Genomic DNA, 18715 nt, shown 5'->3' with positions numbered 1-18715 from the left:
GGGCTGTAGCCCTTGGTACTGGTTTTGCTAGATTATTCCAAGGCTTGCGTCTGGTTTAAGAGAGCGTCGCGATGAGTGTCCGCAAGGTTTCGATCCCGATGCCTTTGTCAGAGCTTGTCAGCACAATTTCCGGATAGGCCGCGGGATGCTTTGCAAGCGCACCACGTACTTGCTCCAGAGTTTTGTCCAGATCGCCTTTTTTGGGCTTGTCTGTCTTTGTTAAAACGCACTGAAACGTCACAGCAGAGCTATCAAGCAGACTCATGATCTCCTCATCAACAGGCTTGATCCCGTGGCGGGAATCTACGAGGACGAAGGCGCGTCGCAGGTTCGCCCGACCCGACAGATAAGCTTTGAGAAGCTTTTGCCATTTCGCCACAACCGCAACAGGCGCGTTGGCAAACCCATACCCAGGAAGGTCAACGAGGTAGTGCGAATCGGCTGCTGTGAAGAAGTTTATTTCTTGGGTGCGTCCAGGCGTGTTTGAAGCGCGTGCCAGCGCCTTTCGACCGGTTACCGCATTGATAAGGGTTGATTTTCCGACATTTGATCGCCCCGCAAAACAAACTTCGCATCTATCGCCAGGAGGCATGCCGTCCATCGCGACAACACCTTTCAAGAATTCGGTTTCGCCAGCAAAAAGCAGGCGACCTTTCTCTTTGGCGAAAGCGTCCGGCTCTTCAGCAATTGGAAAACTCGGTGTCATCATTGGATTTCAACCTTATCGGAAACTGAAATTGTGCCACCCTTGGTGACTTCGGCAAAAACACCAAAATCGGTGTGACCCCAGTTTTGCTTGAGAGCGCCCAATGTGTCTAGGTCACGGTCACCTGTATCTGGGTTCGCTTCGGTTGCACGGCATCTGCCGATGTGCTCGGTAACGTTAAGCTCAACGTTACCAATGCGGATAGCCTTGCCAAGGAGGTCACGCTCGCTCCACGCAGGAATACCGTCGATCCAGAGGTTCCCACGGAAACGGCGCGGATCAAGAGGTTGCCCAAGCTTTTCAGAGAGATCGCGTAAGGATGCCAGATTTAGGATGGAAAGCCATGGCTTGGACTGGTCGGTCATGCCTTGGCCCGAAGCGCGAATTATACCTGTGGGTCTGGGTCTGCCCTCGGGCGTCAAGGAACTAACCCAATTCAAAAACTCAGCTGCCTGTTGGTCTGGCGAAAATGAAATTGGTGAAAGATCCGGATGTGTCAGCGTGATGACCTGTTTGGCGGCATCAAGCGTGGCGTCGATAGCCATTAATTTTGGAACACCTGCACCGCGAGAAAAGTTGCGGCAGGAAACCCAATTTGTCCCATCAGTTTTCGCGGCCTCATGAGGTACGGCCCAAACGCGATCCCACGGCAAGGTTTCCCCCGCCGTGAGATTTACTGTTTCAAGCGCCTCTGCACCGTGCGCCTTAATTGGGTGGCGCCAGATTTGGGCAAGTGACGGGCTCGCCGTTGTCATTTTGCGTTCCGGCGGAACTTCTTCATGCCAGACGTAATGTTTTCAAAAACATTCGGCTTGATGCCTTGGCTGCGCATAATTGCGTACTGCTGGATGAATGTGATCGTGTTGTTCGCAATCCAGTAGAGCACGAGGCCCGACGCAAAGTTTCCAAGCATGAACATGAAGACCCATGGCATCCAAGCCATAACCATCGCCTGTGTCGGTTCGGTGGGGGCGGGATTAAGCTTCTGTTGGAGCCACATGGAGATACCGAGAATGATCGGCAGTACACCCAGCGAGATAATCGCCAGAAGACTAGAAGGGTCGGGCGCATCAAAGGGTAGCAAACCAAACAGGTTCAGAATCGAGCTTGGATCTGGAGCCGAAAGGTCGCGAATCCAGCCGATCCAAGGTGCGTGACGCAATTCGATGGTTACGAAAATCACCTTGTAGAGCGAGAAGAAGATCGGGATCTGAAGAAGAATTGGCAAACAGCCGGAGGCCGGATTTGCTTTCTCGCGCTTGTAGAGCGCCATCATCTCTGTTTGGAGTTTCTGACGGTCGTCGCCCGCGCGCTCTTTGATTTTCTCCATCTCTGGCTGCAGCTTTTTCATCTTAGCCATAGAGACGTAGGACTTGTACGCCAGCGGCAAGAGAAGAGCCTTGATGATGATCGTGAGCGCAATGATCGACCAGCCCATATTGCCGATGAAGCCGTTCAAAGTGTGAAGCAGCCAGAACATAGGTTTTGTGAGGAAGAAGAACATGCCCCAGTCGATCGAGTCGAGGAAACCGGATACGCCGCCCTCGTTCTGGTAATCGCGGATCAGGTTCCATTCTTTTGCCCCGGCAAACAACTGGGTCGAGACCGCAATCGTACCGCCGGCAGTGACGTCCATCACAGGAAGGCGGGACTCTGTTGTGTAGACCTTGTGGCTATCCACATATTTTGCGACCGAGGTGAAGGGTTGCTCGCGTCCTGGGATGAGCGTTGTCATCCAGTATTTGCCTGTAAAGCCAACCCATCCGTTTTCGGTTACGTCGATTGGCTCGACACGCGCATTTTCACGCTCCGAATAATCCATATCGGGAATATTCTTGTATTTGATCTCCTCAAGCTTCTCGTCAGACATCCGTACGACGCCCTCGTGAAGAATGAAGAATCCGATTGTTTCCGGCTCGCCATGCTGTGTGATCATCCCGTAGGGGTACAAGCGTTTGGCTGAGTCTGTTGTGTTTGTCACGGATTGCTCGATCGAGAACATATAGTCCGCATCAATCGAGATCTTGCGTTTAAAAATGAGGCCTGCGCCATTGTCCCAAACGAGGGTGACCGGCGTGTCTACGGAAAGTTTTTCGCCTTCTTCAACGGACCAGATCGTTGCACGTCCTGGAACGAGAGATGGGTCAAGACCGCCAGCTGGCCCCCAGCCATACAGAGCGTAATATGGCGCGTCGGAGTCTTCCGGCGACAGGAGGGTTACGAGTGCTGAGTCTGGCTCGATTGTTTCGCGGTAGTCCTTGAGACTCAAGTTGTCGATACGGCCGCCGAGAGTAGAAAGCGAACCTATGACCCGATCTGTTTCAATCGGGATCTCGATTGCGTTCGACGCTGGTTCAACCTCTGTAACAGTCGCCGGTGCGTTTGATCCATCAGCGTCTGCAACAGGGGGCGTTAGGCCGCCATCGTTTTCCGCAACCGCATTTGCGTTAGGGTCAACAATTGGCTCAGGCTGTGGAACGAAGAAAGACCAGCCAAGCAGCACGAGAAGACTCAAGGCAATTGCTAGAATTAGGTTTTTATTCTGATCGTCCATTGAACCCGCCATATTCCAGAGAAAACACAGAGAGGTTCAACCTGTCAGCGCCTAAAAGGTCAAGCTGTTTCCAATAGAAATGCAGGGAATTGACCGATTCTATCCAAGTTTTCGGCTAATCTCCGCTGTTTTGCGCAACTTGGCGTGGTGACGCTCCAGCCAGCCTAGAGTTTCGTCGAGTGGCATCGGCTTGGATATGGAAAACCCTTGGACATGATCGCACCCGAGTTGGGCCAACGCCGTGTGCTCGCCCTTTGTTTCGACACCCTCGGCAAGCGTCTTCATTCCAAGGCGTTCCGCCATCGTGAGAATCGCAGAAACCATTTGATGCTGCTCGGGATCCTTGTCCAGTTTTGTAATGAAGGACCGATCAATTTTAATGCGGTTTACTGAGAAACGACGGATATTTGATATCGAAGCGTGACCGGTTCCAAAGTCATCCAGATCGACTTTGCATCCGAGGTTGGAAAGCCCATTTATGTTTCGCGTAATCATGTCGTCCGACGAGTCCGCAACGACGTTCTCGAGAACTTCGATAGAAAGGCGGCTGGCGGGGAGATCAAACCGGTCTAGTTCCCAAACTATTTTTTCAAGTAGGTGCGGATTGCGCAGCTCCGCCATAGAGAAGTTGACCCCGATGGTTTCAACATGAAATCCCGCCGCGTCCCAATCTCTTAGCGCAGAAAGCGATTGAAAGAGCATGAGTTCGCTAAGTCGCTCAGAAAACCCAGCCTGCTCAACCAATGGTAAGAATTCGTTAGGTGCTACAACGCCCCGCTCTGGGTGCACCCAACGGGCTAAAGCTTCGAAGCCGACGACATTTCCGGTGTCAGTGGAGATTTGCGGTTGAAACCATGCTCTAATCTGGCCAGTCTCCAGCGCTCCTTCAATTTCATTGAGAAGTAGTGATCTCGCGAACTGGTTTGTTTTTGATGAGGGGGAATAAGCGCGCAAGCCAGCTGGCGATTGTCTATTTGCTTCTAGAAGTGCGTCTTCTGCTGCTTTGAGCAGGGTCGTGCCGCATGGTGCAGCTATACTGTGTTCCAAGCAGAACCCTATTGAGGCTGTTAGATAAACGCTCGTAGAATCAATGTGATAGGCCTGAGCGAGAACAGATTGAATCCTCCCGCTGATTTGAATCATTGTCTCTAGACCAGCTCGGTGAACTGGAGCGAAAGCAATAGCAAAGCTCCCACCGTCCAATCGCGCAAGGATATCGTCGTGCCGAAGAATGCTTTGCAATCGCTTGCTGGTTTGAAGGACTAAATCGTCAGCAAACCTGTGCCCATAGCGATCTAAAATCGTGTGGAAATCGTCGAGGTCAATCCGCATGCTTACGGTGGATTTCCCTTGCGCCTTTCCAGCCGTTGTAAACTCATCTAGCGCATTCTCAATATCTTCACGTAGATGAAGTCCCGTGAGGCCGTCGCGTGGGTAGGGCGCGCGCGATGCGCTTTTTGTTACCCCTATAGTTAGCAAGACCAAAATCGGAGTGAGAATTGCAGTTGCAAGAAGAGCGGTCTCGCCGCCACACCAATAGGAAATGACACAAACCGTGGGTGTAAATGCCAGAAAAACAGCGAGCGTCGATGGATTCTTGAGCATCGTGCGCCATTGCGGCGCCGCGTTTGGCAGTTGCATTTTGTGGCCCCACAAATTTGGCAAGTCTCGTTCAAGACAAAGCCTAGTTGGTGGTTCCTAGCGTATCCTTAACGGAGTTTTGGGATCTCGGGTAAACTGCCTAAACTTGTAGCTATACCTTCATCGCTCTCGGTCGGATTGCGTGATAGTGCATTGAAATCAAAAAGCTTTGGGTCGAGGAGGTGGCTTGGGCGCGCATTCATTAGCGAGCGGAACATGACTTGACGACGGCCGGGAGAGTTCTTTTCCCAGCCATCCAAAATCTGTTTGACCTGTTGGCGCTGTAGGCCATCCTGACTTCCGCATAAATCGCAGGGAATGATAGGGTAATTCATATCTCGAGCGAATTTTTCGCAATCTGCTTCTGCGACATGAGCGAGAGGGCGATAGACGAACAGGTCGCCTTCTTCGTTCAACAGTTTCGGCGGCATGGTTGCAAGCCGCCCCCCGTGAAAGAGATTCATGAAAAATGTTTCAAGGATGTCATCTCGGTGGTGACCGAGCACAACTGCCGAGCACCCTTCTTCACGGGCAATCCGGTACAGGTTGCCGCGACGCAGGCGGGAACAGAGTGCGCAAAACGTCCGGCCCTCTGGAACTTTATCGACAACGACAGAGTAGGTGTCTTGATACTCGATCCGATGTTCGACGCCCATTTTCTCAAGGAACTCGGGCAAGACCGTAGCAGGAAAGCCAGGTTGGCCTTGGTCAAGGTTGCATGCGAGTAGTTCAACGGGGAGCAGCCCGCGCCACTTAAGCTCGTGTAGAACCGCGAGGAGCGTGTAGCTGTCTTTGCCGCCTGACAAGCAAACGAGCCAGCGCGCGTCGCGCTCGATCATACCGTATTGTTCAATGGCTTCACGGGTATAGCGCACGATCCGCTTCCGCAGCTTCTTGAATTCTGCAGTCTTCGGCGCGCCGTAGAACAGCGGATGAATATCGTCGTTGTCGTCTAGCATGGCGGTTGCTTCTTGTCGTTGTCGGGCACGGGGTCATATCCCGATTTTCCGAAGGGATGGCAACGCCCAATTCGACGTGCCGCCAGATAGCTGCCCTTGAATGCGCCGTGTTTCTCGAGCGCTTCCATGGCATAGGCCGAACAGGTGGGTTGATACCGACAATTAAAGCCGACCCATGGTGAAAACACAGTTCGATAGGCTCTAATCGGTAAGGATATGACGAACGCAATGGGCCCCATTAGCTGCCTCCGTGCAGTTTGCGCAGAGCGTAGGCAAGGTCACCTTCAAGTTTGCTGAAGTCCCGCGTTCCCGTCACCGTGTTTCGCCCAATCAGGACATAGTCCCAACCGGCAAGGCCATGTTGCTGCAATCCAGTTCTGGCAATTTCACGAAGCCGACGTTTGGCGCGATTGCGCATGACAGCGTTGCCAACCTTTTTTGAACACGTATAGCCGACGCGAATTTGCCCCTGATCGTCAGAGAGTTCGTCGGCAGCGCGCTCGCGAGCTTGAAGAATGAAACCAGTCACAGCTTTTCGCTTCGCTTTAGAAGCGAGAATGAAGTCGGAACGCTTTTTAAGCGTTGTCAAAGTGGCTGCGTCTTTGGTCATTGCAGATATTTAAGCGTCGAAGCGCATGTTTGGAAGAGCGCAAATGGAAAATGCGCAAACGAAAACCGCCGGGAGCCCGAAGCTCCGGCGGTTCAAACTTTTTGCAGCCCGACGAATCGAGCCATTCCAAACGCTGCGCTTATGCGCTCAGCGATTTGCGGCCGCGTGCGCGACGTGCGTTCAGAATTTTGCGGCCAGCTTTGGTGGCCATACGTGCGCGAAAACCGTGGCGGTGTTTGCGAACGAGGTTCGAAGGTTGAAATGTGCGTTTCATCGCCCGTCTCCATTGTTTAGCACGCGAATCTCAAAGCCGTTATGTGGCGGATTCGGGCACTCTGTAATCTCGAAGCTCGGTCTTTAGGGGGTCATCGCCGATAAGTCAATTCGCTAGCGCATGTTTTTGCAACATCTCTGCACGATTAAGCGGATTTGTTTCAGGAAGTGTTACAGACATCAAGGAAACACTACGAAATCGCTCTCTTTCCGTCACCCATGTTCACCGCCGCGTGAGGGCACTTTCGCCGCGGCGCATTTCAGATCATTGTACGTAAACCCTTACAGGATAAAGACTTCGGAGATACCGGTTACAGGATGGATATGACAGATCGAGACAATTCAAGCCAAGCCCTGCGCTATGTTCCGCTTCTCGTGGTGCTGGCGGGGGCAATTGCCGGTTTCTTTTTGCTGAAAGACAGTTTGAGTTTTGAGGCACTCCAAAGAAACAGCGAAGCGTTGCTGGCTTATCGCGAGGCGCACTATGGGCTCGCTGTCTTGGGATTCGTTGCGATTTATACTTTGATCGTAACATTCTCTTTGCCCGGTGCCGCCATTGCGTCGATCACTGGCGGATATCTGTTCTCTATGTTTCCAGGAACGCTCCTGAATATGGCCGCAGCAACACTTGGTGCGAGTTTTGTGTTTCTTGCTGCGCGTTGGGGGCTTGGCGATACGCTTACCAGCAGGATGGAGGCGAGCGATGGTGCGTTGAAGCGGATCAAAGCGGGTATCGACGAAAACCAGTGGTCCTTTCTGTTTGTAGTGCGGTTGATTCCGGTATTTCCTTTCTTTGTCTTGAACCTTGGATTGGCATCGGTGGGAGTTCCGCTCCACCGCTTCGTTATTTCAACCTTCTTTGGAATCATTCCCGGCGCGGTCGTTTATACCTCTGTGGGCGCTGGGCTTGGTGAAGTTCTTGCCCAAGGCGAAACGCCGAATCTCGGGATAATTTTCGAACCACACATTCTATTGCCGATACTGGGCCTTGCTGCATTGGCTGCGCTGCCGATGGTCGTCAAGTTTTTCAAGAAGAGGACCAACGTGTGAGCGTCACAGAAACGGACTTATGTGTGATCGGTGGCGGCTCCGGCGGCCTTTCTGTTGCGGCGGGTGCGGTGCAGATGGGCGCACGCGTTGTGTTGATAGAAGGGCACAAGATGGGAGGCGATTGTCTGAATTACGGCTGCGTCCCATCAAAAGCCTTGATCGCCGCCGCAAATGCAGCCCACGCGCCGCAACAACCGAACGCATTTGGTGTTACGCCAACAACGCCAGACGTTAGCTATCAAGGTGCGATGGAGCACGTTGGCCGCGTTATCGAAACCATTGCCCCGCATGACTCGGTTGAACGGTTCGAGGGGCTGGGTGTGGATGTTCGGCAAGGGTATGCGAAGTTTGTTTCGCCTGAAGAAGTTGAAGTTGATGGCCATCGTATACGTGCACGGAGGTTCGTCATCGCGACGGGGTCTTCGCCGTTTGTCCCGCCGATACCGGGGCTTGAGAGCGTGCCTTTTTTGACCAATGAGAGCCTGTTTGACCTTAGAAAACGCCCTCAGCATTTGATTGTGATCGGTGGCGGGCCGATCGGCATTGAAATGGCACAAGCCCACAGGCGTCTAGGAAGCGATGTTACTGTACTTGAAGGTGCTACCGCTCTTTCTGCTGACGATCCGGACATCGCAAAGGTCGCTTTAGACGCAATTCGCAAGGAAGGTGTTGTAATAGAGGAGGGGGCGCTGGTTTCGGAAGTCTCTGGCAAAAGCGGCGCCGTAACGGTCAAAACAAAAGATGGCCGAGAATTTGAAGGTTCTGATCTGCTCGTTGCTGTGGGGCGGAAACCCAATATCGATAAGCTCAACCTCGACGCTGCAAATGTGGCTCATTCCGAAAAAGGCATTGATGTTGACAGCGCACTGAAAACGTCCAATCGGCGCGTGTATGCGATTGGCGATGTTACGGGCGGGATGCAGTTTACCCACGCCGCTGGTTATCAGGCGGGTATCGTGGTGCGTTCTGCTGTTCTTGGTTTGCCAAGTAAAGCTCGCACCGATCACATCCCTTGGGCAACCTATACAAGCCCTGAAATTGCGCAGGTCGGCCTGACCGAAGCGCAAGCGCGAGAGAAATACAAAGATAAACTGAAAGTTGCGCGGGCCGATTTTTCCGGCCAAGACCGCGCCATTGCACAGGATGACACGCGCGGGTTCATCAAGGTTATGGTCGTTGGGGGGCGCCCAGTCGGCGCGTCGATTGTTGGGCCACATGCAAGCGATTTGATCGGGATTTGGGCGCTCGCCATCGCCAATAAACTCAAGATGAGTGCCGTAACATCCACGGTTCTTCCCTATCCAACATTGGGCGAGATTAACAAACGGGTGGCAGGTAACTATTTTAGCCCTATGATATTTGAAAGCGCATTATTGAAGCGTGTTGTCAAATGGGTGCAACGATTTTTGCCGTAACCGCCTTTAAGGGACCGAAATATTGCTGAATTCCCTCTCCGGTCGATTTCTTATCCTGACGGCTTTGTTTGTCATGCTGGCCGAAGTGTTGATTTTTGTGCCGTCGGTCGCTCGTTTCCGCGAAGACCTGCTTTTGCTCAAACTAGAGAAAGCACAGATTGCGTCTCTTGCGCTTCTTGCCGACGATATGATCGACCGCGAGCTTGAGGCTGAACTACTCGAAAACGCTGGCGTGTTTAACGTTGTTCTGCGTCGGAACGAGGTGCGCCAGCTTATGCTCTCCTCGCCCATCCCCGGTCCGATCTATGAAACCTATGATCTGCGCTATGCCTCGCCGTTTGTATTGGTACGGGATGCGATGGTGCGGCTCTGGGATTCGGAGAATCGCGTTATCCGCGTAATGGGTGAGCCGGTGCGCGATGCCGGAATTCTTATTGAAGTCACCATGGAGACCAAACCCATACGGGACGAGATGCTCGCCTATGGGTTTAACATTCTGGTTCTCTCCGCTGCGATCTCTGTATTTACGGCATTTCTCTTGTTCCTTGCGGTCCGCGGATTTCTTGTGGCGCCGATCAAACGTGTTGTCAGGCATATGATTTCCTACGCTACAGCCCCAGAGGATGCGCGCCAGATTATCGTACCGAGCGCTGGAGTGACCGAACTTCGCGAAGCCGAGGAAGCGTTGAAAACGATGCAAACTCAGCTGACACAAGCCCTGAAACAGAAAGACAGACTCGCACAACTTGGTAGCGCAGTTGCAAAAATCAGTCACGACCTGCGCAATATCCTCACAACTGCTCAGCTCTTTGCTGATAGTATGGAGATGTCGGATGACCCGCGTGTAAAACGTGCCGCGCCAAAGCTGGAGAACTCAATCCGCCGCGCCGTTAATCTCTGCGAAACAACGCTGGCCTACGGCAAAGCAGAGGAGGCTCCGCCTACAATTCAAGAGATTTCGCTCCATAGCCTCGCGGAAGATGTGGTCGAGAACGAGCGATTGGCTGCCGGAGAAGCAAAAGTTGAGTTCAAGGTTGATATTCCCGAGGCGATGGTGATCCGCGCCGATCCCGAGCAGCTTTATCGTGTTCTCTCTAATCTTGCCCGTAACGCACGTCAGGCGATCGCAGGAACGGGCAATGAAGGCGAAATTACCATCCGAGCGGTGCAAGACACCGAAAACTGGGTGATATCGGTGATTGATACAGGGCCGGGCCTACCGCCGAAAGCGCGTGAACTTTTGTTTACAGCTTTCCAAGGAGGGATTCGCAAAGGCGGGACGGGACTTGGCCTCGCCATCGCTGCGGAGCTTGTTCGCGGCCATGGCGGGCGACTCGATTTGGCGCGCAGCGATGAATCCGGTACAGAATTCGCAATTTATTTGCCGCGGATCGGCGGCGCGGCAGAGACGATTGATCTTTAAAACGCTGTAAAACCCTACGAAATTTATTTTTCCATGGAATTCGCACGTTTTGCCCTTGCAAAGGTCAGCTACGGGCTCTAAATCGACGACACACCGCGCGCTGGTAGCTCAGCTGGATAGAGTACTTGACTACGAATCAAGGGGTCGGGGGTTCGAATCCTCCCCAGCGCGCCATTTCTTCCCTCTCTGAATACAAACAGTTGATGCACCTCTGTCGTGCGCAGTTTGGCCGTGTTTGTGCTGGTTTGGGTCTATTGCAGTCTGTAATGGCATCGGCCGCCAAACGTTCGCGGAGAAAGCCAATATCGCTATTTGCGGACGACCAGTTGCGCTTCAAACGTCAGAGGATTGCTCGGGCCGTCTGTTTGACTGGAGACCAAGATATCAACAGCCTTACGCGCAAGGCGGTCTACAGGAACCCGAATGGTCGAAATTCCGCCATTGATCCAAGAATAAAAAGACGGATCGCCATAGCCGACAAATGACATTTGAGGCGCGCTTTGTTCAGACGCGTCCATAAAGGCATTTAATGCGCCGTTGGAAATCTCAAATCCGCCGCAGATAAGCGCAGTTGCCTGTTTTTGTTGAAGTATTTCTGCAGTATGCTCTCGTCCCATCTCAAAGGATGGTACGCCTGTTTGGATGAGGTTTGTCTCTTCAGGCAACTCGGCTTGCGCGAGTCCCTGTCGAAAAGAGGCTAGGCGGCTACGCCCAGACGAAAGCGCGGAATCCGCCCCGATATAGGCAATATGTCGATGGCCCTTGTCAGCCAGATGCTGCACAGCCTCGCGGATCGCGGGAGCGTCATCAACAAGTATCGCAGAGGCTGGGTCCTTTTCTTTTCGTTGGCGGATAAGCTGAATGACTCGCATTCCGTCAAGATGCGTGCTCGTTGATTCTGTACCGCCCGGAGCGGGCACCATCACAACTGCTTCGGCCTGAATCTCACGCAATCCCTCCAGAGCGAGTGATTCTGCTTTCAGGTCATCATTCGTCAGGTGAATGAGCAATTGATAGGAGTGTTCTTCGCATGCCAGCGCCATTGTGTTGGCAAAACGTGCATAAAACTCATTCACGATGTTCGGCAGCAATAGCCCGACAATTTTTGTTCCGCCGCCGCGCATAGCCATCGCCGCCGCGCTTTTGACGTATCCAAGCTCTTGCGCACGCTTCTGAACGGCCTCGCGCGTTTCTTTGAGAACGTTCGGATGATTCGAAAGCGCGCGGGAAACCGTCATGTGCGAGATCCCGAGATCTTTTGCGATAGACTTGATTGTTACGCGGCCTGCCACTTGAACCTCATTGAAATTTAGGCGTTTCTAGCATTCATGCTACCTGTTGTCTTGAAATAATTCCAAAGGCGTCTTGCAATTGTTCACGTGAACATGATACGCCCATTCCAGATCAAAGAACAGTGTTTTGAGGGCCAGATGGCAAATGAACTGTCAGAGCGATGCGTTGCGCTTGTCGAGGAGTTAGGGCTCGGGCTGGCGTCGGATGTTGCCAATGTAACGCCGCTCACCGGTGGAGTTGCCTCGGATATTGCGTCGCTTTCTGTGAAGGGGCGCAAGATGTGTATTAAGTTCGCCCTGCCAAAGCTCAAGGTGGCAGCGGATTGGAGTGCGCCTGTTCATCGGAATGCTGCTGAATACGCGTGGCTCAAAGTGGCGGCAGAGGTTTGCCCGAACTCGGCGGTACAGCTTTACGGACGTTCCGAAGCCGCGCATGGCTTTGCGATGGAGTTTGTGACTGGAGCAGATGTCTACCTCTGGAAAGAGGCAATGCTTTCGGAGCAGCCTCTCCGAGGTGAAGCGCGTCAGGTCGCGGAAATGGTCGTACAGATACATGCGGCATCGGCAAAACCGGAATTTGACCGCTCTGCTTTCAATAACCGCGATGACTTTCGGGCTATTCGGATTGAACCTTACCTTTTGTTCACTGCGCAGCAACATCCTGATCTAGCAGAGCCCCTCAATGCTCTGGCCGAAATGCTTTATAACAGCGACCAAGTTTTGGTGCATGGTGACGTTAGCCCAAAGAATATCCTGCTACGCAAAGGAGGCCCGGTTCTTCTGGATGCGGAATGTGCCACCATGGGTGACGCCAGCTTTGACCCGTCTTTCTGCCTCAATCATCTTGTCCTCAAGGCCGTTCATCTTCCGAGTTTGCGTTCTGAATTGTTGCAGGAAATCGGTGTGTTTTGGCGCACTTACGCGGCACATATCGATTGGGAGCCAGCCGTCGATCTTGAGGCGCGCGTTTGCCAACTGTTGCCCGCGCTGATGCTTGGACGCGTCGATGGGAAATCACCCGTAGAATACTTTAGCGAAGACGAGCGCACATTGGTGCGCGCAATTGCAAAAGAGCTTGTAAGTCAGCCCGCCACGACATTGGCGGAGTTTGTTGAGCGGCTCGAAATCCTCATAAAGGACACGAATTCATGACAATCATTGCCGGTGTAAAAGGGCGCAGAGTTTGGGACTCGCGCGGTAATCCAACTGTGGAAGTTGATATTACGCTGGAAAGCGGCGCGGTCGGACGTGCGATTGCGCCTGCTGGAGCGTCGCGCGGAACGCGTGAGGCGATTGATTTGCGAGACGGCGGAAAAGCTTTGCGCGGTAAGGGCGTTGAAAAGGCACTTGTGAGCGTGAACGGGCCGATTGCCGCCGCGCTTAAGGGGATGGACGTGCGGGATCAGGTGGCTGTTGATCAGGCTATCCTTGCACTAGATGCGTCGCCGCTGAAGGAAAGCCTTGGTGGAAACGCCACCGTCGCAACATCACTGGCGGTGCTTCATGCCGCAGCTGCGGATGCGGGGCTACCGCTCTGGAAACACGTGGCAAGCACATATGATTGCACGCCATCGCTGCCGCTCCCCGAAATTCAAATCTTTGGCGGAGGTGCGCATGCTGGGCGCCGCGTGGACATTCAGGATTTCATGATCATGGTTCCTGGTGCGCGCAGCTTTGATGAGGTGATGGAAGTTACCAATGAGGTCTACTTCGCCGCGGGTGACATCATGGAACAGCGCGGCAAACTCGCCGGTGTGGCAGATGAGGGCGGCTGGTGGCCGATGTTCGACAGCAACGAGGAAGCGCTTGAAACGCTGGTGAAGGCTATTGAGCTTGCTGGAGAAAAACCAGGGGATCGCGTGATTATCTCGCTTGATATCGCCGCGTCTGAGTTTGGCAAGGATGGTCGCTATCGCTTGGCGCTTGAAGACCGCGAGCTTGATCAGGGTGAAATGATCGACATGCTTGGCGGCTGGCTTGATGCCTATCCGATCGCCTCGATCGAAGACCCGCTTGGCGAGGATGACGTCGAGGGGATGCGTGAATTTACCCGCCGCTTTGGTGATCGGGTTCAGATTATCGGAGACGACTACCTCGTCACGAACGCCAAATTGGTCGAAGAGGCGGTGGGCGAGAATGCCTGTAACGCCGTTTTGGTGAAGGTCAATCAAGCCGGAACCGTCAGTGAATCCATCGACACATTCCGAGCAGCGCGCAAAGCGGGTTGGGGCGCGATTGTTTCGGCACGTTCCGGTGAAACCGAAGATGTATCAATCAGCCATCTCTCAACGGGGCTTGGCGGCGGTCAGCTAAAGGTCGGGTCGTTTACGCGATCTGAACGGATGGTGAAATGGAACGAATGCCTTCGCATTCAGGATGAACTCGGCGCAGACGCATTTGTGCGTGGCGCGCCACTTGCCGACACTTGGTGGGGCAAACAGAACAAGAAGGACACAGCAGCATGAAACTTTCCCGTTACGGAGACCGCTACGGTTCCAAAATCCCCTGCATCATCGATGCCGACGGAACTCCTCGCGATGCCTCCTCTATCGTTGCGGATTTTGGCCCGCGCACACTGTCTCCTGAACTGCTTGATAAGCTACGTGCGACAGACCCCAAGAGCCTTCCTGTCGCCGATATCGAAGGTAAGCGCCTCGCACCGCCAATGGCCCAACCCTTCAATATCTGGTGCGTTGGCCTGAACTACTCTGATCACGCTGAGGAAGCGGGAATGGAGATTCCTGCAGAGCCGATCCTCTTTAACAAATCGACGGTTACCTATTGTGGGCCCAACGATAACATTCTCTATTCCCCGAAAATGACCAAACTCGATTGGGAAGTAGAGCTGGGCATCGTTATCGGCAAACCAACGCTCAATATCTCCAAGGAAGAAGCGCTGGATCACGTGGCGGGATTTGTTCTGGTGAACGACGTTTCCGAACGTGCTTGGCAACTTGAGCGTTCGGGGCAGTGGGTAAAGGGCAAATCCTTCCCTAATTTCTGCCCGACCGGCCCGTATATGACTACGGTTGACGAAATCGGCGACGTTCAAAACCTTAACATGTGGCTCGACGTGAACGGCAAGCGGATGCAAACCGGTAACACCGACAAGATGATTTTCGATGTAGCGACAATCGTGAGCTACATGTCGGAATTTACGCAGCTTGAGCCTGGTGATCTGATTTGTACCGGTACTCCTCCGGGAGTTGGCGCGGGAATGAACCCTCCTGTGTGGCTGAACATTGGTGACAAGGTTTCGCTCGGGATTGATGGCCTTGGCGAGCAATCACAGACAGTTGTGGCGCTTTAGGCGACTTATCTATTGGAGCATGACATGGCAGAGCCAAAATCAAAGCGCCTAGAGGGCAAAATTGCGGTTGTAACAGCGGCGGGGCTTGGAATCGGCCGCGCAGTTGCCGAACGCATGCGCGACGAAGGGGCGCAAGTTTTTGCAAGCGACCTGAACCCCGAACCGCTAAAAACTCTCTCAGGCGTAGAGTCAGCGCAGCTTGATGCAACCGATATCGAGGCTGTCGAGGCGTATTTCTCGCAGTTTGATCGGATCGACACGCTCGTGCATTGCGTGGGCTACGTCCATCAAGGAACCATTGAAGAATGCAGCCCCGCAGATTGGCAGCGTTCGACATCAATTACATTGGACAGTGCCTATAACGTGCTGAAAGCTGCTGTACCCTCAATGAAGGAACATGGCGGCAGCCTCACGACAATTGCCTCGGTGGCAAGTTCGCTCAAGGGTTTCCCGCGTCGCGCGGCCTATGGTGCCGCAAAGGGTGGTGTGATCGGGCTGACCAAAGCGATGGCGGCGGATTACCTGCCCAATAAGCTGCGGTGCAACGCCGTCTGCCCCGGTACAGTTGACAGCCCGAGCCTGCGTGATCGGGTCCAAGAACTTGCCGAAAGCATGGGCAGCGAAGAAGAGGCGTGGAAGTTCTTCCTTGATCGTCAGCCCTCTGGCCGTCTTGGCACGCCAGAAGAAATCGCGGGCATTTGCGCCTTTCTCGCGACCGATGATGCGTCATTCATCACGGGCCAATGCCTACAGGTCGACGGCGGCATAACCATCTAACAATTCTGCTCAGCAGCCAACAATCGGAGACACCATGAACACACTCGACCTGAAAAATCGCCGCGCCGTTATCACTGGCGGTGCACGTGGGATGGGGTTTGCCATCGCAAAAAGGTTCCTTGAAAGCGGTGCTTCGGTATCGCTTTGGGACTTGAACGAAAAGGCTCTAAAGCAGGCAAAATCCGCGCTGGATGAATTGGGAGCCGTCACCTACCAGTGTGTGGACGTATCTGATTTTGCAAGCGTCGAAACCGCGACCGCCGCCGCAGTGGCCGAACTTGGCGGTATCGATCTTCTGGTCAACGCGGCTGGCATAGCGGGCGTAAACACGCCGCTTGCCGACTATCCGATTGAGACATGGAACGCTGTAATTAACGTTAACCTCAACGGTATCTTCCACACCTGTAAAGCGGTGGTGCCAGTTATGCAAAAGGGTGACTATGGCCGCATCGTCAATATTGCGTCTATGGCAGGTAAAGACGGCAATCCAAACGCCTCTGCTTATTCGGTGTCCAAAGCGGGGGTGATCGGCCTGACCAAAAGCCTTGGCAAAGAACTCGCGACAAGCAATATTCGCGTCAATGTCGTGTGCCCTGCGGTGATCAAGACAGAGATGCTCGCTGACGTAACTGAGGAGCAGATCGGATACATGCTTGCCAAAATCCCAATGGGGCGCATGGGTACCGTAGATGAAATCTCAAGCATGGTTGGTTGGATGTGTAGCGAGGAATGCTCCTATTCCACTGGCGCTGTGTTTGACCTTTCCGGCGGACGCGCCACCTACTGACAAAGAACATTTGAGTTAACGCTCCAATGGGCCTGGAGCGGGCGCGGAGTCTGTTTGCGGGCTTCGCGCCAAGTTTTTCTGGAGCTTCGACAGCAGATTTGGCTGGCACACGTAAGCTGGGTTGGTAATGTGCGCAGCAGCCGCACTTCCAATTGAGCCTTGAACCGAGGGCAAGAATGCTGTTTCGGATTGCCAGATCTTTCCCGACAACCGGCCTTATTGTGGGGCTGTTATTCTTTTGCGCATCCCTAACACCGTCTCTCTTGCCGCGTGACCATATGGTGCAAGGCGTATTGGGCGGGATCGCCTTCGCGGTTGGATATGTTGGCGGTATTGCGCTGACTATGCTCTGGCGCTTTCTTGAGATCAAAGAGATCACGGGAAAAGCCGCAACTATGTTGTCTCGGGTCGCGCTAGCAATTCTAGTTGGCGTGACTGCGTGGACCTTGCGCCAAATGGCCGTCTGGCAAAATTCAGTCCGAGAGCTGATGGAGATGGAGCCTGTGGATTCAGGCTATCCATTTACAGTTACCGCGATTGCTATTGTCACCGCCCTAGTTGTCATTGGGCTAACGCGTCTTGTTATTACACTTTGTGCGCTTGCGGCGCGTTGGATCAACAGGGCGTTCCCGCAGCGGTTGTCGGTTTTTGTGGGATCGCTGGTTGTGCTGTTCATTCTTTATACATCGATCAACGGCCTGCTCCTGCGGACAGGCATCAGGATGATGGACGAGGTCTTTGCGGCAATAAATGAAACTCAGGATTCCGGCCTCCAAGAGCCGCTCATCAAAGGCATAGACGGTACAACTGCATCCCTTATCGAGTGGGATGATATTGGCCGAAACGGGAAGCTGTTTCTGACCTCGGGGCCGGACCGAGCGGAGATTGAGGCATTTACGGGCCTTCCTGCCACGCAGCCAATCCGCGTTTATGCAGGGTACAATACCGGAGAAACCCTAGAGGAACGGGCACAGATTGCACTTGATGAGTTGATCCGCACAGGTGGGTTTGAGCGCAAGACACTTATCGTCGCAACCCCGACTGGAACTGGCTGGCTAGACCCTTCCGCAATGTCGACCTTGCCCTTTATTTTGCATGGGGATGTGGCGGTTGTGTCTATGCAATATTCCTACACACCAAGTTGGATGACGCTGCTGGTTGAGCCAGACCTAGCACGTGAATCTGCAGTTGCTCTTTTCGAGAAGGTCTATGCGCATTGGACCAAAATGCCAACAGACAACAGACCGGAGCTGTTTCTGTTTGGCCTATCGCTCGGTGCCCTCGGGTCTGAAGATGCGGTCGATCTGATCTCAATGCTTGCGGACCCGATTGATGGTGCGCTTTGGGCGGGGCCACCATTTGCGAGCCACACTTGGCCGCAAGTCACGCGCACAAGAGAGCCGGGATCACCAGCATGGCAGCCGATCTTCCGAGATTCGTCCTACATCCGGTTCATGACCCACAAGGGATTTACTGTAGGAGATGATACGCCTTGGGGCCCGCTCCGCATCGTTTATATCCAGCATCCGAGCGATCCAATGAGCTTTTTTGCTCCAAGTTTGGCCTTCGCCAGACCGGAGTGGCTCCTTGGCGAACGCGGATATGATGTTTCGTCGTATCTGCGATGGGTGCCGATTGTGACCTTTATCCAGATCGCATTCGACATCCCAATGGCCACAACTGTCCCTGCGGGCTTCGGCCATACCTTTGGCCCGGATGATTATATCCGAGGCTGGATTTCCGTCCTTAATCCAGATAATTGGACCGCGGAGGACACGGAGGCGCTCATGGCAAAATTCAAAGATTTCGACGCGACGCCTATTTAGATGTTAAACATTGAAAATGGCCAATTACTTTCTAGATAATTGGGAATACCTGACATCATGAGAACGAGTTGAACGGGCTCGAAACTCAATCA

The 18715-nt window shown here is 53.4% G+C and carries 18 protein-coding genes and 1 tRNA gene; 10 read left to right on the top strand and 9 right to left on the bottom strand.

Annotated elements, in window-relative coordinates:
- Positions 1–55: 55 nt before the first annotated feature.
- The 8 genes from yihA to rpmH form a co-directional block, all read right to left on the bottom strand.
- Positions 56–706 (bottom strand): ribosome biogenesis GTP-binding protein YihA/YsxC, encoded by a 651-nt coding sequence (gene yihA / locus N9C89_RS13105; RefSeq protein ID WP_263954457.1) that lies wholly within the window; start codon positions 704–706, stop codon positions 56–58.
- The gene (locus N9C89_RS13100; RefSeq protein ID WP_263954367.1) at positions 706–1461 is read right to left on the bottom strand and encodes an MOSC domain-containing protein; all 756 of its coding nucleotides are present in this window, start codon (positions 1459–1461) and stop codon (positions 706–708) included. Before N9C89_RS13100 ends, yihA begins: the two co-directional genes overlap by 1 nt.
- Positions 1458–3260, bottom strand: coding sequence for a membrane protein insertase YidC (yidC, locus tag N9C89_RS13095; protein WP_263954366.1), 1803 nt, complete (start codon positions 3258–3260; stop codon positions 1458–1460). The genes N9C89_RS13100 and yidC overlap by 4 nt, the downstream gene beginning before the upstream one ends.
- Before the next feature lie 99 nt (positions 3261–3359).
- Positions 3360–4901, bottom strand: coding sequence for a putative bifunctional diguanylate cyclase/phosphodiesterase (locus N9C89_RS13090; RefSeq protein WP_263954365.1), 1542 nt, complete (start codon positions 4899–4901; stop codon positions 3360–3362).
- A 68-nt stretch (positions 4902–4969) separates the two neighbouring features.
- Positions 4970–5860: a tRNA 2-thiocytidine(32) synthetase TtcA gene (ttcA, locus tag N9C89_RS13085; protein ID WP_263954364.1), complete on the bottom strand. Its 891-nt coding sequence runs from the start codon at positions 5858–5860 to the stop codon at positions 4970–4972.
- A complete protein-coding gene (gene yidD, locus N9C89_RS13080; protein WP_263954363.1) occupies positions 5854–6099 on the bottom strand; it encodes a membrane protein insertion efficiency factor YidD in 246 nt (81 codons plus the stop codon). Before yidD ends, ttcA begins: the two co-directional genes overlap by 7 nt.
- On the bottom strand, positions 6099–6470 hold the full coding sequence (rnpA, locus tag N9C89_RS13075) for a ribonuclease P protein component (RefSeq protein ID WP_263954362.1): 372 nt from the start codon (positions 6468–6470) through the stop codon (positions 6099–6101). The genes yidD and rnpA overlap by 1 nt, the downstream gene beginning before the upstream one ends.
- Before the next feature lie 139 nt (positions 6471–6609).
- A complete protein-coding gene (gene rpmH, locus N9C89_RS13070) occupies positions 6610–6744 on the bottom strand; it encodes a 50S ribosomal protein L34 (protein ID WP_104020418.1) in 135 nt (44 codons plus the stop codon).
- A gap of 323 nt (positions 6745–7067) precedes the next feature.
- On the opposite strand from rpmH, the gene N9C89_RS13065 reads away from it, so the two are divergent.
- The 4 genes from N9C89_RS13065 (at position 7068) to N9C89_RS13050 (ending at position 10805) form a co-directional block, all read left to right on the top strand.
- On the top strand, positions 7068–7793 hold the full coding sequence (locus N9C89_RS13065; RefSeq protein ID WP_263954359.1) for a TVP38/TMEM64 family protein: 726 nt from the start codon (positions 7068–7070) through the stop codon (positions 7791–7793).
- A complete protein-coding gene (locus N9C89_RS13060) occupies positions 7790–9208 on the top strand; it encodes a dihydrolipoyl dehydrogenase family protein (RefSeq protein WP_263954358.1) in 1419 nt (472 codons plus the stop codon). The genes N9C89_RS13065 and N9C89_RS13060 overlap by 4 nt, the downstream gene beginning before the upstream one ends.
- 22 nt (positions 9209–9230) lie before the next feature.
- Positions 9231–10631: a sensor histidine kinase gene (locus N9C89_RS13055; protein WP_263954357.1), complete on the top strand. Its 1401-nt coding sequence runs from the start codon at positions 9231–9233 to the stop codon at positions 10629–10631.
- Positions 10632–10728: 97 nt separating this feature from the next.
- A tRNA-Arg gene (locus tag N9C89_RS13050) sits at positions 10729–10805 on the top strand.
- Between the two features lie 134 nt (positions 10806–10939).
- On the opposite strand, the gene N9C89_RS13045 is transcribed toward N9C89_RS13050, so the two are convergent.
- Positions 10940–11923: a LacI family DNA-binding transcriptional regulator gene (locus N9C89_RS13045; protein ID WP_263954355.1), complete on the bottom strand. Its 984-nt coding sequence runs from the start codon at positions 11921–11923 to the stop codon at positions 10940–10942.
- A gap of 138 nt (positions 11924–12061) precedes the next feature.
- Between N9C89_RS13045 and N9C89_RS13040 the strand changes: the two genes are divergently transcribed.
- The 6 genes from N9C89_RS13040 to N9C89_RS13015 all read left to right on the top strand — a co-directional run bounded on the left by N9C89_RS13040 (position 12062) and on the right by N9C89_RS13015 (position 18623).
- Positions 12062–13075 carry a phosphotransferase family protein gene (locus N9C89_RS13040; protein ID WP_263954354.1) on the top strand — a complete coding sequence of 338 codons (1014 nt, stop codon included), beginning with the start codon at positions 12062–12064 and terminating at the stop codon, positions 13073–13075.
- On the top strand, positions 13072–14388 hold the full coding sequence (eno, locus tag N9C89_RS13035; protein ID WP_263954353.1) for a phosphopyruvate hydratase: 1317 nt from the start codon (positions 13072–13074) through the stop codon (positions 14386–14388). The genes N9C89_RS13040 and eno overlap by 4 nt, the downstream gene beginning before the upstream one ends.
- Positions 14385–15233, top strand: a complete 849-nt coding sequence (locus N9C89_RS13030) for a fumarylacetoacetate hydrolase family protein (RefSeq protein ID WP_263954352.1) — start codon at positions 14385–14387, stop codon at positions 15231–15233. Before eno ends, N9C89_RS13030 begins: the two co-directional genes overlap by 4 nt.
- 24 nt (positions 15234–15257) lie before the next feature.
- Positions 15258–16010 carry an SDR family oxidoreductase gene (locus N9C89_RS13025; RefSeq protein WP_263954351.1) on the top strand — a complete coding sequence of 251 codons (753 nt, stop codon included), beginning with the start codon at positions 15258–15260 and terminating at the stop codon, positions 16008–16010.
- A 34-nt stretch (positions 16011–16044) separates the two neighbouring features.
- Positions 16045–16797, top strand: coding sequence for an SDR family NAD(P)-dependent oxidoreductase (locus tag N9C89_RS13020; RefSeq protein ID WP_263954350.1), 753 nt, complete (start codon positions 16045–16047; stop codon positions 16795–16797).
- A gap of 176 nt (positions 16798–16973) precedes the next feature.
- On the top strand, positions 16974–18623 hold the full coding sequence (locus N9C89_RS13015) for an alpha/beta hydrolase (protein ID WP_263954348.1): 1650 nt from the start codon (positions 16974–16976) through the stop codon (positions 18621–18623).
- Positions 18624–18715 lie beyond the last annotated feature (92 nt).

The sequence above is a fragment of the Halocynthiibacter sp. SDUM655004 genome (assembly GCF_026015885.1).
In the GTDB taxonomy this organism is placed as follows: domain Bacteria; phylum Pseudomonadota; class Alphaproteobacteria; order Rhodobacterales; family Rhodobacteraceae; genus Falsihalocynthiibacter; species Falsihalocynthiibacter halioticoli.
The sequence above is the reverse complement of the archived record's forward strand: the minus strand, read 5'-3'. Positions and strand labels throughout refer to the sequence as shown.

Excerpts from the sequence above, each read along its gene's own strand:
- yihA (WP_263954457.1), bottom strand. The coding sequence starts at position 706 with ATGACACCGAGTTTTCCAATTGCTGAAGAGCCGGACGCTTTCGCCAAA.
- N9C89_RS13100 (WP_263954367.1), bottom strand. The coding sequence starts at position 1,461 with ATGACAACGGCGAGCCCGTCACTTGCCCAAATCTGGCGCCACCCAATT.
- yidC (WP_263954366.1), bottom strand. The coding sequence starts at position 3,260 with ATGGACGATCAGAATAAAAACCTAATTCTAGCAATTGCCTTGAGTCTT.
- N9C89_RS13090 (WP_263954365.1), bottom strand. The coding sequence starts at position 4,901 with ATGCAACTGCCAAACGCGGCGCCGCAATGGCGCACGATGCTCAAGAAT.
- ttcA (WP_263954364.1), bottom strand. The coding sequence starts at position 5,860 with ATGCTAGACGACAACGACGATATTCATCCGCTGTTCTACGGCGCGCCG.
- yidD (WP_263954363.1), bottom strand. The coding sequence starts at position 6,099 with ATGGGGCCCATTGCGTTCGTCATATCCTTACCGATTAGAGCCTATCGA.
- rnpA (WP_263954362.1), bottom strand. The coding sequence starts at position 6,470 with ATGACCAAAGACGCAGCCACTTTGACAACGCTTAAAAAGCGTTCCGAC.
- rpmH (WP_104020418.1), bottom strand. The coding sequence starts at position 6,744 with ATGAAACGCACATTTCAACCTTCGAACCTCGTTCGCAAACACCGCCAC.
- N9C89_RS13065 (WP_263954359.1), top strand. The coding sequence starts at position 7,068 with ATGACAGATCGAGACAATTCAAGCCAAGCCCTGCGCTATGTTCCGCTT.
- N9C89_RS13040 (WP_263954354.1), top strand. The coding sequence starts at position 12,062 with ATGGCAAATGAACTGTCAGAGCGATGCGTTGCGCTTGTCGAGGAGTTA.
- eno (WP_263954353.1), top strand. The coding sequence starts at position 13,072 with ATGACAATCATTGCCGGTGTAAAAGGGCGCAGAGTTTGGGACTCGCGC.
- N9C89_RS13030 (WP_263954352.1), top strand. The coding sequence starts at position 14,385 with ATGAAACTTTCCCGTTACGGAGACCGCTACGGTTCCAAAATCCCCTGC.
- N9C89_RS13025 (WP_263954351.1), top strand. The coding sequence starts at position 15,258 with ATGGCAGAGCCAAAATCAAAGCGCCTAGAGGGCAAAATTGCGGTTGTA.
- N9C89_RS13020 (WP_263954350.1), top strand. The coding sequence starts at position 16,045 with ATGAACACACTCGACCTGAAAAATCGCCGCGCCGTTATCACTGGCGGT.
- N9C89_RS13015 (WP_263954348.1), top strand. The coding sequence starts at position 16,974 with ATGCTGTTTCGGATTGCCAGATCTTTCCCGACAACCGGCCTTATTGTG.